A 15,763-nucleotide genomic window follows, 5' to 3' on the forward strand; every position below is an offset into this window, starting at 1 on the left:
AAGGGCCGCAAAGCGGCCCCAGGATATCAGCTTCACCTCATCGACCGCTGGGACCGCTGTGCGGCCCTTTCGCGGCACAAGGCCGCTCCTACAACGGCCCTGCCAGCGGGCAGTGCAGCACCAGCCTGGCGCCGCCCAATGGGCTGGCATCCACCTGCAGGCCAAACCCGTGCAGGTCGACAATCGCCGCGACTATCGACAGGCCCAGGCCAAAGCCGGCATGGCGATGACCTTCCTCGCTGCGGTAGAAACGCTTGAGCACCGCTTCGCGTTCGTCGGCTGGAATCCCCGGGCCGGTGTCTTCGACGGCAATCTGCACGCCACGTTCGTCCTGGCTGGCGGCAATCCGCACCTGGCCACCCTCGGGGGTGAACTTGATGGCATTGCCCACCAGGTTGGCCAGGGCTTCGAACAGCAGCTCGCGGTCGCCATGCAGCGCAGCCAGTTGCGCAGGTTGTTCAAGGCTCAGGCGAATGCCGACGTCTTCGGCCAGCGGCAGGTAGAAGTCATGCAGTTCTACCAGCAGCGCGTGCGGGTCGAGCTGGACGAAGCCGGCGCGGCGCTGGCGGTCTTCCAGTTCACTGATGCGCAGCAAGCCACGAAAGCGCGCCATCAGGGTGTCGGTTTCGCCGATCGCCTGGTCCAGCGCCTCGCCTTCGGGCGAATCGGTGCCGCTCTGCTGGCGGATGCGATAGAGCTGGGCGCGCAGGCGGGTCAGCGGGGTGCGCAGGTCATGGGCGATGTTGTCGCACACGCCTTTCACTTCATGCATCAGGCGCTCGATGCGGTCGAGCATGGCGTTGACGATGGCGGCCAGCATGTCCAGTTCGTCGCGGCGGGCTGACAGGGGCAGGCGGTGGGTGAGGTCGCCGGCCACGATCAGGTCGGCCTGGGCCTGGATCGCGCGGATGCGCTTGAGCGGGCGGCGGCGCAGCAGGTACCAGCCGGCAAAGCCCGGGATCAGGGTCAGCGAGATGCCCCACAGCAGCGCATGCAGGATGATCCGGGTGACCACGAACAGCGAGCCGTTGTCGCGCACCAGCACCAGCCAGCGGCCGTCCTGCACCCGGATCGCCACGGCGTCGCAGCTATCGCGCGGCAGGTGTGGGTCGTCGGCGTCGAGGCAGCGCTTGAGCTCATGGATCTTGCCGTCCAGGCCCAGCTCCGGCGGGATGCTGCGGATGCGCCCGCCAATCGGGTTGAGCTGCGGGTCGAACAGGCCGTAGGCATCGAAGCTGCGTTCCTCGAAGGCCTGGCTTGCGATCAGCGCGTCGTCCAGCTGCTTGCCGCTCATGTGGGCGAACAGGTGCTGGCGCTGCATCATCGAGTGGCGGGTGAGCTTGTTCAGGTAGCTGGAGACCTCGAAGTACAGCACCCCCATGAGGATGCTGCTCCAGGCGACGAAGAGGAAGCTGTACAGCGCCAGCAGGCGGCTGGTGGACGAGCTCCAGCCCTTAGACGGGTTCGGCAATGGCATAGCCGGAGCCCCGCACGGTACGGATCAGCGGGGTCTGGCCGGGGGAGTCGATCTTCTTGCGCAGGCGGCCGATGTGCACGTCGATCAGGTTGGTGCCCGGGTCGAAATGGTAACCCCAGACTTCCTCGAAGATCATCATCCGGGTGATCACCTGGCCGGCATGGCGCATCAGGTATTCCAGCAGCTTGTATTCGGTGGGCAGCAGGTTCAGCGCCTGCTCGCCACGGCGCGCTTCATGGCTGATCAGGTCCAGCTCCAGGTCAGCGACCTGCAGGCGGGTCTGGGTCATGGGCGTGCTGTTGCGGCGCAGCAGCACTTCGACACGGGCGGCCATCTCGTCGGAAGCGAAGGGTTTGGTCAGGTAGTCGTCACCGCCGGCACGCAGGCCGCGCACCCGCTCGTCGACATCGGACAAGGCGCTGATCATCAGGATGGGGGTGGCGATCTTCAGGTTGCGCAGGGTGGTGACGATGGTCAGGCCGTCCACCTCCGGCAGCATGCGGTCCAGGGTGATCAGGTCGTAGCCCCCGGCGATGGCTTTGGCCAGGCCTTCGCGGCCATTGTCGGCCCAGTCCACGTCAAGGCCGTGGCTGGAGAGTTCGGCGACGATTTCCTGGCCGGTGACGGCGTCGTCTTCAATGGTCAGTACGCGTGGCATGCGGGTTCCTGGGCGCAAAGGGGATGACTGATTGTGCCAAAGAATAGACAAACGGCGATTTAAGAAAAATTCATCTGCGCCAGGGAACCTGGCCTGAAAGCAGCCGGGGCCGCTTGCGCGGCCCCGGTTGTTTTCAGCTCACCACCTGGTAGCACGGCACATAGGCCGCGCCGCCCGGCAGCTTCATGCGGTGCTGGTCGACGAATGCCTGCAGCAGGCGGCCCAGCGGGTCGAGGATCGCCGCGTCGCCGCGGATCTGGTACGGCCCGTGTTCTTCGATCAGGCGGATGCCCTTGTCCTTGACGTTGCCGGCGACGATGCCGGAGAACGCCCGGCGCAGGTTGGCGGCCAGCTCATGGGGCGGCAGGTCGCGGCGCAGGGCCAGGTTGGCCATGTTTTCGTGGGTGGGGTCGAACGGATGCTGGAAGCCTTCGGCGATCTTCAGCAGCCAGTTGAAGTGGAACGCATCGTTGCGCTCGCGGCGGAACTGCTTGACCGCCTTGAGCCCCTCGACCATCTGCCGGGCCACTTCGGCCGGGTCGTCGATGATGATCTGGTAGTGGCGCTGCGCGGCCTCGCCGAGGGTGGCGCCGACGAAGGCGTGCAGTTGCAGCAGGAACGCCTCGGCGCTGCGCGGCCCGGTGAGGATGACCGGGAAGGGCAGCTCGTGGTTGTCCGGGTGCATGAGGATGCCGAGCAGGTAGAGGAACTCCTCGGCGGTGCCGGCGCCGCCGGGGAAGATGATGATGCCGTGGCCGACGCGGACGAAGGCTTCAAGGCGCTTCTCGATGTCTGGCAGGATCACCAGCTCGTTGACGATCGGGTTGGGCGCCTCGGCGGCGATGATGCCCGGTTCGGTCAGGCCCAGGTAACGGCTGCCGTGCATGCGCTGCTTGGCGTGGGCGATGGTCGCGCCCTTCATCGGGCCTTTCATCACGCCTGGGCCGCAACCGGTGCAAACGTCGAGTTTGCGCAGGCCCAGCTCGTGGCCGACCTTCTTGGTGTACTGGTATTCCTCGCTGCTGATCGAGTGGCCGCCCCAGCACACGACCATTTTCGGCTCGACGCCGGGGCGCAGGGTGCGGGCGTTGCGCAGCAGGTGGAAGACGTAATCGGTGAGGCCTTGGGAGCTCTCCAGGTCAATGCGCTGGCTGGCCAGCTCGCTTTCGGTGTAGACGATGTCGCGCAGGGCGCTGAACAGCATTTCGCGGGTGCTGGCGATCATCTCGCCATCGACGAAGGCATCGGCCGGGGCGTTGAGCAGCTCGAGGCGTACGCCGCGGTCCTGTTGGTGAATGCGCACCTCGAAGTCCTTGTAGGCCTCGAGGATGGTCTTGGCATTGTCGACATGGGCGCCGGTGTTGAGGATTGCCAGGGCGCACTGGCGGAACAGGGTGTAGAGGCTGCCGGTACCGACTTCGCTCAGTTGCTGGACTTCACGTTGCGACAGGGTCTCCAGGCTGCCTTTGGGGCTGACGGAGGCGTTGATGACATTGCGTTGGGGCATCTAAGTCTTTCCTGTGCGGGTAAAACATCCTTCTTGGACAACACCATACAAGCAAATGTGCGGGGTAACGAGGGGGGCAGTGAAAAAGGCCGCCCATAGGCTAATGCCAGTCAGTTAACGCTTTATCGCTATTTTGGGGGCCGCAGGGCGGCCCCAATTGGCTTAACTGACTGGTATTTGCCCATGGGCCGTCACCATTGCCCCGCCCAACGCTTTTCCCCTAATCTCGTAGGCCTTTTCCAGTCATCCGGACCGATTCATGGACAAGGTCATCGTCATCACCGGCGCCAGCCGGGGCATCGGCGCCGCCACCGCGTTGCTGGCGGCGCAACAGGGTTACCGTATCTGCATCAACTACCACGCCGACGACCAGGCTGCCGAAGCGGTGCTGGCGCAGGTTCGCGCGCTTGGTGCCAGCGCCATTGCGGTGCGTGCCGATGCCAGTGTCGAGGATGAGGTGGCGCAGCTGTTCCTGCGCGTCGACCATGAACTCGGCCCGGTCAGCGCACTGGTCAACAACGCTGGCACCATCGGCCAGCAGAGCCGGGTCGAGGAGATGTCCGAGTTCCGCCTGCTCAAGGTGATGAAAACCAACGTGGTCGGGCCGATGCTGTGCGCCAAGCACGCACTGCTGCGCATGTCGCGCCGCCACGGCGGGCAGGGCGGGGCGATCGTCAATGTGTCGTCGGTGGCCGCGCGCCTGGGCTCGCCCAACGAATATGTCGACTACGCCGCGTCCAAGGGTGCGCTGGACACCTTCACGGTCGGCCTGGCCAAGGAAGTGGCCGGCGAGGGTGTGCGGGTCAACGGGGTGCGCCCCGGCTACATCCACACTGGGTTCCACGCCCTGAGCGGCGACCCGGACCGGGTCGCCAAGCTCGAGCCCGGCCTGCCTATGGGGCGTGGTGGTCGGCCTGAGGAAGTCGCCGAAGCGATCCTGTGGTTGCTGTCGGACAAGGCGTCCTACTCCACAGGCAGCTTCATCGACCTGGGCGGCGGGCGCTGAGTCAGCCGAGCGCGAGCAGTTCAGCCACTTTGTCGGCAATATCGCCGAGTTCGAACGGCTTGAGCAGCACCGCCGTGCGCGGCGGCAGCACGCCGTCGCTGTGCGCCGCACTTTCGTCGTAACCGGTGATGAACAATACCGGTAGATCTGCATGCCGGGCACGGCACGCCTGCGCCACCTGGCGGCCGTTGAGGCTGCCGGGCAGGCCGATATCGCTGATCAGCAAGTCCGGCAAGAGCCCGTGGGCCATGGCCTCGAGGGCTTGTGCGCCGTTCTCCACGCTGTGCACCTGATGGCCGAACTCTTCGAGCACTTCGCCGATCACCAGGCGCAAGGCCGCCTGGTCCTCGACCAGCAGGATCAGTGCGCCGTGGTGGTTAGCCCGGTCGCCAGGCTTCTCTCGCTGCTCGTTCGCCGCAGGCGCTGCGAAATGCCGTGGCAGGTAGAGTTCGACCAGCGTGCCCGCCCCCGGTTTCGAGTGGATCTGCAGCTGGCCACCAGACTGACGCACGAAACCGTAAGCCATGGACAACCCGAGCCCAGTGCCCTGGCCCAGGGGCTTGGTGGTGAAGAACGGGTCGATGGCACGCTCCGCCACCTCCAGGGGCATGCCACGGCCGTTGTCGCGCACGCTCAGGCACAGGTACTCGCCGGCGGGCAGGTCGAGCAGGGCGGCACGTTCCTCGTCGAGTAGCTGATTGGTACAGTGGATGTCGATCAAGCCGCCGGCCGGCAGGGCGTCGCGGGCGTTGATGCACAGGTTGAGCAGAGCGCTCTCCAGCTGCGGCGGGTCGATGAAGGTCGGCCACAGGTCATCGGCACAGTGGACATTGAGCTGAATGGCCGGGCCAACGCTGCGGCGGATCAGTTCTTCCATCGTCTGCACCAGCGCACCCACCGCAGTCGCCTGGGGCATCAGGGTCTGGCGCCGCGAGAACGCCAGCAAGCGATGGACCAGCGCCGCAGCGCTGCGGGCCGAATTGCTGGCGGTGTCGAGCAGGCCGGGGATTTCATCCGGGCGCGACTGTTCCAGGCGCTGGCGCACCAGCTCCTGGGCGCCGAGGATGCCGCCCAGGAGGTTGTTGAAGTCGTGGGCGATACCGCCGGTGAGCTGGCCCACCGCTTCCATTTTCTGCGCTTGGCGCAGGGCCTCCTCGGCCTTGAGCAGTTGCTGCTGTTCGAATACCCGCTCAGTGACGTTGTAGGCGAACAGGTGGGCACCGACGACGCTGCCCGAGGGGGCGCGCATTGGGCTGAAGTGCAACTCGAAATAGTTCGTCTGCGCGCCTTCAGGGAAGGCGCTGGTCTGCACGTAGGTTTCCCCGGCCAGGGCGCGCCGCCACAGGCGCAGGCTTTCGGCCAGGCTATCGGGGTGCTCGCGCATCAACTCCGCCAGGCTGTCACCCACATGCGGCGTCTTGCCGAACAGGCGTTGAAAGTCCCGCTGGGCCTGCTGGTTGATGGCCAGCCAGCGCAAGTCGGTATCAAGCACATGCACGTTGGCCACGCTGCGCTCGACCAGTTCGGCGAACAGCCCGCGCTCGGCCAGTGCCGCGCTGACCCGTTGTTCGAGTTGGTCATTGAGCTGCTGCAGGGCATCCTCGGCGCGGCGGCGCTCGGTCACGTCCTTGAACAGCACTGCCACCTGGCGTTTCTCGGCGGGCTCTATGCGGAAGGTGGTTACCGACAGCACATGCCCGGTGGCCACCAGTTCCTGTTCGAACTGCAAGGGTTGGCCAGTGCGCAGCACCTCGCCGTAGCGGGCGACCCAGTCATCGGCTTCATCCGGCACCATCTCGCGTAGCTTCTGCCCGACCACGTTGGGGATGCCGGCGTGGCGGGCGTAGGCGGCGTTGGCGAGGATGTGCACGTAGTCGCTGAGCGGGCCGTGCGGGCCATCGAAGAACTCGATGACGCAGAAGCCTTCGTCCATGGTGTCGAACAGGAACCGATACAGATCGTCATCGGCTTGCGCTTGCTGCTCGAGGCGCGCTTCAAGTACGGCGTTGCGTTGGCGCAGCGCCTGCAGCTCTCGCTGCAGGGCGGGCAGGTTGCGGTCGGGCATGCAGGTGTCCAGCGTCGGGCTTGGCGCCACTGTAGCTTGCCGGCCCGCGCGCCGCTAGAACGAACGCACGATGCGCCCGAGGGTCTCCATGGCCTGTTCCGCGCCATCGCCCCAGGGGCTGCCGTAGTTGAGGCGGATGCAGTTACCAAAGCGCCGGGTTGGCGAGAAGATCGGCCCCGGGGCGATGCTGATGCCTTGCGCCAGCGCCATGTGGAACAGCTTCAGCGCGTCCATCTGCTCGGGCAGTTCCAACCACAGGAAGTAGCCGCCGGAGGGGTGGCTGACCTGTGTTTGCGCCGGGAAGTGCCGGGCGATGGCCGCCAGCATGTTGACCTGCTGGCCCTCCAGGGCGTAGCGCAACTTGCGCAGGTGGCGGTCGTAGCCGCCGTGCTGCAGGTAATCCGCAATCGCGGCCTGGGCCGGCATCGAAGCGCACAGCGAAGTCATCAGTTTGAGTCGCTCGATCTTCTGCGCGAAGCGCCCGGCGGCCACCCAGCCGATGCGATAGCCCGGGGCCAGGCTCTTGGCGAACGAGCCGCAGTGCATCACCAGGCCCTCGGTGTCGAAGGCCTTGGCCGGCTTGGGCGCCTGCTGTGCGTAGTACAGCTCGGCGTAGACGTCGTCTTCGATCAGTGGCACCTGGTGGCGGCGCAGCAGTTCGACCAGTTCCTGCTTCTTCGCCTCGGGCATGCTCGCGCCCACCGGGTTCTGGAAGTTGGTCATGCACCACACGGCTTTCACCGGGTGCTGGTCCAGGGTGCGCGCAAGCACCGCCAGGTCCATGCCTTCGCGCGGGTGTACCGGGATTTCCACGGCCTTGAGCTTGAGGCGTTCGAGCACCTGCAGGCAGGCATAGAAGGCCGGTGCCTCGATGGCCACCAGATCACCCGGTTGGGTCACGGCCTGCAGGCACAGGTTGAGTGCCTCCAGCGCGCCGTTGGTGATCAGCAGCTCTTCCATTGGCAGCATCAGCCCACCAACCATGTAGCGCAGGGCGATCTGCCGGCGCAGCTGCGGGTTGCCCGGCGACAGGTCGGTGACCACCATGCGCGGGTCCATCGCCCGGCTCGCGCTGGCCAGCGAGCGGGACAAGCGTTGCAGGGGGAACAGCGTGGGGCTGGGGAAGGCCGAGCCGAACGGCACGGTGTGCGGATCCTTGATCGAGTCGAGGATCGAGAACACCAGGCCGCTGACGTCCACGTCAGTGGACTCGGTGGCTTGCGCCTGCACTTGGGGTTCGTTGAATGGGCGCGGGGCATGGGCATTGACGAAGTAGCCCGAGCGCGGCCTGGCGCGGATCAGGCCGCGGCGTTCCAGCAGGTAATAAGCCTGGAACACCGTGGACGGGCTGACCCCGTGAGTCTGGCTGGCATAGCGTACCGAGGGCACCCGCTGGCCGGGGCCAAGCACCCCGGTGCGGATCAGTTCGGCAATGTCGTCGGCGAAGCGTTCATAGCGTTTCATGGTGTTCTGCACGGGCAAGGTAAAGGGCAGTGTAAGGGTTTATCTGTTCATCTGTTCATCGGTTCATTGGTGCGACGAAGCGGCTGTGGGCAATGCTGCGCACCCCAGGCTGGTCGCTGTCCTGGAGCTCGAAGGTCAGCTCCTGCGAGCTGCTGCTCGGGCGGTCGGCCAGCAGTGCCACCGACACCGGCAGCTCGCTCATCTCGCCGGCGGCGATGCTGAACTCGGTGCGCCCGTGCAGCTCGAAACCGTCGGCGTCGACCAGGCGCAGGCGATAGTGCTGCGGCTCGCTGGTCTTGTTGATGATCTTGAGCAGGTAGATGTTCTCGATCTGGCCCTGGGCGTTCTCGCGGAACAGGCCGCGGTCCTTGATCACGTCCATCGACACCATGGGGCGCAGTTGCAGGGCCACGACCAGCGCGCCGATCATCACCACCAGCGCCGCGGCGTAGCCCAGCAGGCGTGGGCGTAGCCAGTGGGTGGTGCCGCCTTGCAGGTTATGCTCGGACTTGTAGCCGATCAGGCCGCGGGCATAGCCCATCTTGTCCATGACCCCGTCACAGGCGTCGATGCACGCGGCGCAGCCAATGCAACCCATCTGCAGGCCGTCGCGGATATCGATGCCGGTGGGGCAGACCTGCACGCACAGGGTGCAGTCAATGCAGTCGCCCAGGCCTTGCTCGCCAGGGATGCTGCCTTTCTTGCGCGGGCCACGGGCTTCACCGCGGCTGGGGTCGTAGGCCACCGCCAGGGTGTCCTTGTCGAACATCACACCCTGGAAGCGCGCATAGGGGCACATGTGCATGCACACCGCCTCGCGCAGCCAGCCGGCATTGATGTAGGTGGCGGCGGTGAAGAACAGCACCCAGAACAGCGCCGCGCCGCCCAGTTCCAGGCTGAACAGCTCGGCGGCCAGCGGGCGGATCGGGGTGAAGTAGCCGACGAAGGTCAGCCCGGTGAGCAGGCCGATGGCCAGCCACAAGGTGTGTTTCAGGCTGCGCCGGGCGAGCTTGTTGACGCTCCAGGGGGCGGCGGCGAGCTTGATGCGCTGGTTGCGGTCGCCTTCACAGACCTTTTCGCACCACATGTACAGCCAGGTCCAGGTGCTCTGCGGGCAGCTGTAGCTACACCACACGCGGCCGGCGAACACGGTGATGGCGAACAGGCCGAAGGCGCAGATGATCAGCAACGCCGAGAGCAGGATGAAATCCTGCGGCCAGAACGTCGCGCCAAAGATGTGGAACTTGCTGTCGGCCAGGTCCCACAGTACGGCCTGGCGGTCGTCCCACTGCAGCCAGGCGGTGCCGAAGAACAGCAGGAACAACGCGCCGGCAAAGGTAATCCGCAGGTTGCGGTAGAAGCCGCTGAAGCTGCGGGTGTGGATGCCGCCGTCCGGCTGGCTTTTGCTCTTGTTGACGGCGGCGGGGGCAATCTCGATGACTCGGAAGGGGATTCTGTCACTCATGGTTCATCGCTCATCAGGCCTCGATCAGGCCAGGGCACTATGGCCCCCCATCTGTTTGCAGCACAGACTCAGCTATGGCGATAAAAACCGTATCAGATTCCCCTCAAATGCCCCGAGGCCCTAGATTACCGAGCCTGGAACGCTGGCCTTCAGATGCCTGCGGCTATCCACCGCACCTGCGACGGTCAGTGCATCGGCTTCGGCTTCGGTGATAGGCACGCGTTCGCCCGCCAGGATCGCCACCGACATACGCAGCTGTTCGTCGGTGACGATCTCGATCTCGGGGCCGGTGCCTTCCAGGCGGATGTGGTCGCCAATCAGGGTGCAGTGGCGGGTGGTTTCGTCGACTTCGATGGGCATGGCCTGGTCCTCCTCGGGCGGTTACAGGGTGTGACCGCAGGCCGGGCGTTGATGCTGCACCTTTCTGCCCGGTGGCACTCCGGGCTGGTTGTGTGGTCAGCTCAAGTAAGGGCCGCATGACGGGGTAGCGGGCTTGCCCCGCGATGCGGCCAGTGCAGGAGAACAACCGATGGAAACGATCTTTTCGACCATCAAGTCCGAATTCGCCGACATCACCGACGAACAGGAGATCACCCGCATTCTCGTGCGCCTGCTGATGGCCGCGGTGCTGGGCGCGGTGCTGGGCTTCGAACGGGAAAGCAAAGGCAAGGCGGCCGGGGTACGCACGCACATGCTGGTCTCCCTGGGCGCGGCGCTGTTCGTGCTGGCCCCGAGCATGGCCGGGGCCGACGAGCAGGCGCTGAGCCGGGTGATCCAGGGCATCGTCGCGGGTATCGGGTTTCTCGGTGCGGGTACCATCCTCAAGGGCCACGGCCAGGACACCAGCCATGTGAAGGGCCTGACCACCGCCGCTGGGCTGTGGATGACCGCCGCCATCGGCACGGCCGCCGGCATGGGGCGCGAGGCCACGGCGCTGCTCAGCACGGTGCTCGCGCTGTTGGTGCTGGGCACGATGCCGCTGCTGGTGGACAAGGTAGAGGGCGCGGGCGAGGAGAAAAACGAGGAGGAGGGCAGGAAGCACTGAGGGGAGCCGAAGCTCCCCTCATAAGCGTTGTTGCCTGCTCTTTTTTTATTATTGGAGACGGGCCTGTTGTTGTTTTTGTCGGCTTTTGTCTCGGTACTGCGGGGCCCCTAACCAGGGCCAAGAGCAAACGTATTTTTTTGAGCGCTGACCTGCGTTCATGCAACGTGTGTGATCCAACCGTGACTGTCGCTACCTTCAGGTAGTTTTATTGTTCTGTGTCAGGCTGCGGGGCTTTTCTGCGAAAGCTTCCCTGGAAAGCACGTCGACTCCAAAAAAATCTGCTTGCTACGCTTCTGCCGTGTTGTTCTTGTTATGTCAGAACCGTTTCATGTTGTTTTTATTAGGTGTCGCTGTTTTTTTGTTCTTGTTGTGCCAGAGATATAGCAGGTGCCGTGCCAACTTTTTAAAACCCTTTAAAATCAATGGCTTGGCTATTTTCGCAAAAATCGGGCACCTGAAATTTTGTCGATTTGTTTCCCTGTTACCCGATTTTTTGCTGCCAGCGGTGTGGGCGGTAACACTCCACCCACACTCATGTGACACCGGTGTGACTCAGCCTGCGCTACGCGCCCGCGCCACTCGCGAACCGGTAGTGCGGCCCAGTACCTCGCTGATACGCAGGCCTGCGGCGATCAGGCGGTCGAGGTCGATACCGGTATCGATGCCCAGGCCTTGCAGCAGGTAGAGCACGTCTTCGGTGGCGACGTTACCGGTGGCGCCCTTGGCGTACGGGCAGCCGCCCAGGCCCGCGACCGAGCTGTCGAACACCGCGATCCCTTCGAGCAGGCTGGCGTAGACGTTGGCTAGCGCCTGGCCGTAGGTGTCGTGGAAGTGCCCGGCCAGTTGCTCGCGTGGCACCTGCCTTGCGACCACCTCGAACAACCGGCGCGTATCGCCGGCTGTGCCGGTACCTATGGTGTCGCCCAGCGAGACCTCGTAACAACCCATCTCGTGCAGGGCACGGGCCACCGGCGCGACCTGCTCGGCGCTGACCGGCCCTTCATAAGGGCAACCCAGCACGCAGGACACGTAACCGCGCACCCGTACCCCCTGCGTGCGCGCGGCCTCGATGATCGGTTCGAAGCGCTTGAGGCTGTCGCTGATCGAACAGTTGATATTGCGTTGGGAGAAGGCCTCGGAAGCGGCGGCGAACACCGCCACCTCCTTCACGCCCGCCGCCAGGGCATCCTCGAAGCCGCGCAGGTTGGGTGCCAGCGCCGCGTAGGTAACACCTGCGCGTTGCTGGATACCGGCGAACACTTCGGCGGAACCGGCCATCTGCGGTACCCACTTGGGCGAGACGAAGCTGCCCACTTCGATGTAGGAGAGGCCGGCATCGGTAAGGTCGTCGACCAGCCGCACCTTGTCGGCGACGCTGATGGGCTGGGCTTCGTTCTGCAGGCCGTCGCGGGGGCCGACTTCGACCAGGCGGACATTCTTGGGCAATGACATGGCGGGCTTCCTGTGGCGGATCAACGGTGAGGGTGCTGCTGGTTCAGGGTGGCGGCCAGGGCCTGTTCGCAGCGCTCCTGGGCGGTGTCCAGCTCCAGGTGCATCTGCTGGATGTCGAGCATTTGCTGCTCCAGCTGGGCACGGCGTTCGGCAATTTTGCCGAGCATGCTGTTGAGCTGCTTGAGGTTGCCGCCCGTGGGGTCGTACAGCCCGATCAGTTCGCGACACTCGGCCAGCGAGAAGCCGATGCGCTTGCCGCGCAGGATCAGCTTGAGGGTGACCTTGTCACGGGCCGAGTAGATGCGCTCCAGGCCACGACGCTCGGGGCTGAGCAGGCCCTGCTCCTCGTAGAAGCGGATGGCGCGGGTGGTGATGTCCAGCTCGCGGGACAGGTCGGAGATGCTGTAGGTCTGGCTGGTCATGCTGATGCTCGGGGGGTGGGATCAGCGTTAACCTAAAGTGAGCTTGACGTAAACGTCAAGCTGAAACCGCTCCAGGCTCCCGGCAGTCGATGTGCCAGGAGCCTGTGCAGGTGCTACTTGCAGTTACCGGCTTTGCGGTAGCCGGCCGCCTGCGCCGCGGCTTCGGAGTCGAATGCCACCTGGTTCTTCGCCGCTACCTGCGCGTACCCCGGGCAGCCACTGGCCAGGTGGTAGACCTGGCTGTTGCGGTTGCCCAGCACGGCGCCCTGCGCCGCCGTGCTGGCCGCGCTGGCTTTGGCAGGTTGTGCGGCAGCGGTCACCACCGGAGCGGCGCCTGCTGGCTTGTAACCCGGTGTCCAGCTGCGCTCACCGGTCACGAACGGATTGGAATGGCCCATCACCGCCGCGATGCGGCGGTCACGCTCCTTCTCCCAGGGCGTTACCGGGTACTGCTTGTCCCATGCCATCAGCAGCTGTTGCTGTTGGCGTGACATGCTCAGCTGGTAGCGGTCGAACATGTAGAAGGTGGTGCGTGCCACCAGGCCTTTGACTTCATTGCGCGGTTCGGCGGCTTTCTGCTGGAAATCGATTTTTGTGGTGCACTGGCCGTACTGTGGGGCAACGCCTGCGGCCATGCCGTAGTTGAAGTTGCTGCGGTCGCCGTTTACCTCGCCCACGGCCGGATAGAGGTTGAACAGGTCGGCTTCCATGGCGCGGAACACGGGGTCCTTGTCGACGCAGGCTTCGCGGCCGCCGTTCTGCCAGCACTGGCGCTGGTGGCCGAAGGTCCAGGCCGGGACGATGTGTTCCCACTCGGTGCGCTCGGCGCGGCTTTGCTGCTTGCGGGTTTCATAGCCGCAGGAGGCCGCGTCGACGCGCCCGCCGGACTTGCCGACCCAGGTCCATTTGCAGCCACAGTACAGGTCGCCCTGGGCGCTGTTGGCCTGGTCGAGGTAGACCTTCTGCTTGGCGATGACCTTGGCTTCGGTGAAGGTGGCCGGCGGGGTGGCGAAGGCGGGGGGGATGAGGGCAAGGCACAGGGATGCTGCGTACAACAGTCTTTTCATGAAAGGGAAAATCGCAGTCGGAAAAATCGCGATTATACGCAGGAACGCTTTGTTTTCATGGGCTTGCGCGTGTCGAATGGGATTTCTTTCATGATTGGCGGGCTTCATCGCCGGCAAGCCGGCTCCCACATCATGGGCTTGCTCGCCCCCTTGTAGGAGCGCTAGGTGTGCGGCACACCGGCCTGCGCGGCGTTGCCCGCGTACTGCGCCTTCAGGTGCCCTTGTTCATCCAGCAGGTAGGCGTCCATCACCTCACGCACCACCGGGCCTGCCACCCGCCCACCGGCCTCGCCGTTCTCGATCATCACCGCCACCACCATGGCCGGGTGGTCGGCTGGGGCGAAGCCGACGAACAGGGCGTTGTCCCGGTGGCGTTCCAGGGTCTTGTTGCGGTTGTAGCGCTCACCCTGCTTGATCGCCACCACCTGCGCGGTGCCGCTCTTGCCGGCGATACGGTACTGGGCCCCGGCGGCGGCGGCGCGGGCGATGCCGCGGGCATCGTGCATGACCATCTGCATGCCCTGGTTGACCTGGTCCCAGGCGCGTTTGTCGTGCAGCACGATGTCTGGCATCGGGTTGGGGTCGATGGGCGTCTGGCCGCCGATGGTCATCGCCAGGTGCGGGCGGTGCCAGGCGCCCTTGCTGGCCAGCAGGCTGGTGGCCTGGGCCAGCTGCAACGGGGTGACCTGCATGTAGCCCTGGCCGATGCCAAGGATCAGCGTCTCACCGGGGAACCAGGCCTGGCGGCGGGTGGCGCGCTTCCAGGCTTGCGACGGCATCAGCCCGGGCGCTTCCTCGAACATGTCCAGCGAGACTTTCTGGCCCAGGCCGAACTCGGCCATGTAGTCGTGCAGCCGATCGATGCCCAGCTTGTGGGCCAGGTCGTAGAAGTAGGTGTCGTTGGAACGCATGATCGCGGTGTACATGTCCACCCAGCCATCACCGCTGTGGTTCCAGTTGCGGTACTTGTGGTCGTAGTTGGGCAGTTCGTAGTAGCCGGGGTCGAACACCCGGCTGCCAGGGGTGATCACACCGCTGTCCAGGCCGGCGATGGCCACCTCCGGCTTGACGGTTGAGCCGGGGGCATACAGGCCACGCAGCACGCGGTTGAACAGCGGCCGGTCGATCGAATCGCGCAGCGCCGAGTACTGCTTGAAACTGATGCCCTTGACGAACAGGTTGGGGTCGAAGCTGGGGTTGCTGACCATCGCCAGCACGTCGCCGTTGGCCGGGTCCAGCACCACCACCGCGCCACGCCGGTCACCCAGGGCCTTTTCCGCGGCCTGCTGCAGGTGGGCGTCCAGGCTCAGCACGATGGACTTGCCCGGCACCGGGTCGTGGTGGCGCAGCACCCGCATCACCCGGCCCTGGGCGTTGGTCTCGACCTCTTCGTAACCGACCTGGCCGTGCAGTTCGTGCTCATAGAAGCGCTCGACGCCGGTCTTGCCGATCGACTGGGTCCCCCGGTACTCGGTGTTGTCGAGGGTCTTGGCCTCTTTCTCGTTGATCCGCCCGACATAGCCCACCGAATGGGCGAAGTGCTCGGCCAGCGGGTACTCGCGGATGAACTGCGGCTCTACCTCCAGCCCCGGTAGGCGGAACTGGTTGACGGCGATCAGGGCGATCTGCTCTTCGCTCAGGCCGACCATCAATGTGACCGGCTCAAACGGTTTGCGTCCCCGGCGCAGGTCCTTGTCGAACTGGTGGCGGTCGTCCTCGCCGAGGCTGAGGATCTGCGCCAGCGCGTCGAGCACCTTGGCCGAATCGCCGGCTCGTTCGCGGGTCATGGTCAGGTTGAAGCTGGGCTTGTTGTCGGCCAGCACCACGCCGTTGCGGTCATAGATCAATCCGCGCTCGGGCGGGATTGGCAGCACGTGCACGCGGTTGTTTTCCGACACCGCGGTCTGCTGGTCGTGCTGTACCACCTGCAATACATAGAGCCGGCCTACCAGCACCGACACCAGGCTGGCGACCAGCAGGGCGCAGGCCAGCAACCGGCGATTGACCAGGTGCTTTTCTTTCTCGTGGTCCTTGAGGGGGATGGGTTGTGGCATGGGCGGTGACGGGTCGGTCTGGGCGGTACGTGCGGGGCGGCGATGCTACGCGGGCGGGCGGCGAGGCTCAAGGCGGGGGCT

General features: G+C 65.1%; 13 protein-coding genes. 2 read left to right on the forward strand and 11 right to left on the reverse strand.

Annotated features, from left to right (window positions below; all coding sequences use genetic code 11):
- Window positions 1-88 precede the first annotated feature (88 nt).
- From L6D77_RS23185 to ppnN, 3 genes are all read right to left on the reverse strand, one after another.
- Window positions 89-1,477: a sensor histidine kinase gene (locus L6D77_RS23185; RefSeq protein WP_232885093.1), complete on the reverse strand. Its 1,389-nt coding sequence runs from the start codon at window positions 1,475-1,477 to the stop codon at window positions 89-91.
- Window positions 1,455-2,135 (reverse strand): response regulator transcription factor, encoded by a 681-nt coding sequence (locus tag L6D77_RS23190; RefSeq protein WP_153787671.1) that lies wholly within the window; start codon window positions 2,133-2,135, stop codon window positions 1,455-1,457. The genes L6D77_RS23185 and L6D77_RS23190 overlap by 23 nt, the downstream gene beginning before the upstream one ends.
- A 133-nt stretch (window positions 2,136-2,268) precedes the next feature.
- Window positions 2,269-3,642 carry a nucleotide 5'-monophosphate nucleosidase PpnN gene (ppnN, locus tag L6D77_RS23195; protein WP_125463733.1) on the reverse strand — a complete coding sequence of 458 codons (1,374 nt, stop codon included), beginning with the start codon at window positions 3,640-3,642 and terminating at the stop codon, window positions 2,269-2,271.
- Between the two features lie 259 nt (window positions 3,643-3,901).
- Between ppnN and L6D77_RS23200 the strand changes: the two genes are divergently transcribed.
- A complete protein-coding gene (locus tag L6D77_RS23200; RefSeq protein WP_232885092.1) occupies window positions 3,902-4,648 on the forward strand; it encodes an SDR family oxidoreductase in 747 nt (248 codons plus the stop codon).
- Window position 4,649: 1 nt separating this feature from the next.
- On the opposite strand, the gene L6D77_RS23205 is transcribed toward L6D77_RS23200, so the two are convergent.
- The 4 genes from L6D77_RS23205 to L6D77_RS23220 form a co-directional block, all read right to left on the reverse strand.
- Window positions 4,650-6,713 carry a PAS domain-containing protein gene (locus tag L6D77_RS23205; protein WP_232885091.1) on the reverse strand — a complete coding sequence of 688 codons (2,064 nt, stop codon included), beginning with the start codon at window positions 6,711-6,713 and terminating at the stop codon, window positions 4,650-4,652.
- Window positions 6,714-6,767: 54 nt separating this feature from the next.
- Entirely contained in the window at window positions 6,768-8,177 is a 1,410-nt protein-coding gene (gene mapR / locus L6D77_RS23210) for a GntR family transcriptional regulator MpaR (RefSeq protein ID WP_232885090.1), read from the reverse strand.
- A gap of 55 nt (window positions 8,178-8,232) precedes the next feature.
- A complete protein-coding gene (gene ccoG, locus L6D77_RS23215) occupies window positions 8,233-9,642 on the reverse strand; it encodes a cytochrome c oxidase accessory protein CcoG (protein WP_232885089.1) in 1,410 nt (469 codons plus the stop codon).
- Between the two features lie 120 nt (window positions 9,643-9,762).
- Complete coding sequence (locus tag L6D77_RS23220; protein WP_110994600.1) at window positions 9,763-10,002, reverse strand: DUF3203 family protein; 240 nt, start codon at window positions 10,000-10,002, stop codon at window positions 9,763-9,765.
- A 169-nt stretch (window positions 10,003-10,171) separates the two neighbouring features.
- On the opposite strand from L6D77_RS23220, the gene L6D77_RS23225 reads away from it, so the two are divergent.
- A complete protein-coding gene (locus L6D77_RS23225; RefSeq protein ID WP_232885088.1) occupies window positions 10,172-10,687 on the forward strand; it encodes an MgtC/SapB family protein in 516 nt (171 codons plus the stop codon).
- Window positions 10,688-11,239: 552 nt separating this feature from the next.
- Here the strand turns inward: L6D77_RS23225 and L6D77_RS23230 are convergent.
- The 4 genes from L6D77_RS23230 to mrdA all read right to left on the reverse strand — a co-directional run bounded on the left by L6D77_RS23230 (window position 11,240) and on the right by mrdA (window position 15,682).
- Entirely contained in the window at window positions 11,240-12,139 is a 900-nt protein-coding gene (locus L6D77_RS23230; RefSeq protein WP_232885087.1) for a hydroxymethylglutaryl-CoA lyase, read from the reverse strand.
- A gap of 20 nt (window positions 12,140-12,159) precedes the next feature.
- On the reverse strand, window positions 12,160-12,561 hold the full coding sequence (locus L6D77_RS23235; protein WP_232885086.1) for a MerR family transcriptional regulator: 402 nt from the start codon (window positions 12,559-12,561) through the stop codon (window positions 12,160-12,162).
- Window positions 12,562-12,674: 113 nt separating this feature from the next.
- Window positions 12,675-13,628 (reverse strand): endonuclease, encoded by a 954-nt coding sequence (locus L6D77_RS23240; protein ID WP_232885085.1) that lies wholly within the window; start codon window positions 13,626-13,628, stop codon window positions 12,675-12,677.
- Between the two features lie 161 nt (window positions 13,629-13,789).
- Window positions 13,790-15,682: a penicillin-binding protein 2 gene (mrdA, locus tag L6D77_RS23245; RefSeq protein ID WP_232885084.1), complete on the reverse strand. Its 1,893-nt coding sequence runs from the start codon at window positions 15,680-15,682 to the stop codon at window positions 13,790-13,792.
- Window positions 15,683-15,763: the final 81 nt, after the last annotated feature.

The organism is Pseudomonas parasichuanensis (genome assembly GCF_021601385.1).
Classification (GTDB): Bacteria; Pseudomonadota; Gammaproteobacteria; order Pseudomonadales; family Pseudomonadaceae; genus Aquipseudomonas; species Aquipseudomonas parasichuanensis.

Coding starts and splice junctions, on each gene's coding strand:
- L6D77_RS23190 (WP_153787671.1), bottom strand. CDS start 2,135: ATGCCACGCGTACTGACCATTGAAGACGACGCCGTCACCGGCCAGGAA.
- L6D77_RS23185 (WP_232885093.1), bottom strand. CDS start 1,477: ATGCCATTGCCGAACCCGTCTAAGGGCTGGAGCTCGTCCACCAGCCGC.
- ppnN (WP_125463733.1), bottom strand. CDS start 3,642: ATGCCCCAACGCAATGTCATCAACGCCTCCGTCAGCCCCAAAGGCAGC.
- L6D77_RS23240 (WP_232885085.1), bottom strand. CDS start 13,628: ATGAAAAGACTGTTGTACGCAGCATCCCTGTGCCTTGCCCTCATCCCC.
- L6D77_RS23220 (WP_110994600.1), bottom strand. CDS start 10,002: ATGCCCATCGAAGTCGACGAAACCACCCGCCACTGCACCCTGATTGGC.
- L6D77_RS23225 (WP_232885088.1), top strand. CDS start 10,172: ATGGAAACGATCTTTTCGACCATCAAGTCCGAATTCGCCGACATCACC.
- mrdA (WP_232885084.1), bottom strand. CDS start 15,682: ATGCCACAACCCATCCCCCTCAAGGACCACGAGAAAGAAAAGCACCTG.
- L6D77_RS23205 (WP_232885091.1), bottom strand. CDS start 6,713: ATGCCCGACCGCAACCTGCCCGCCCTGCAGCGAGAGCTGCAGGCGCTG.
- L6D77_RS23235 (WP_232885086.1), bottom strand. CDS start 12,561: ATGACCAGCCAGACCTACAGCATCTCCGACCTGTCCCGCGAGCTGGAC.
- ccoG (WP_232885089.1), bottom strand. CDS start 9,642: ATGAGTGACAGAATCCCCTTCCGAGTCATCGAGATTGCCCCCGCCGCC.
- L6D77_RS23200 (WP_232885092.1), top strand. CDS start 3,902: ATGGACAAGGTCATCGTCATCACCGGCGCCAGCCGGGGCATCGGCGCC.
- mapR (WP_232885090.1), bottom strand. CDS start 8,177: ATGAAACGCTATGAACGCTTCGCCGACGACATTGCCGAACTGATCCGC.
- L6D77_RS23230 (WP_232885087.1), bottom strand. CDS start 12,139: ATGTCATTGCCCAAGAATGTCCGCCTGGTCGAAGTCGGCCCCCGCGAC.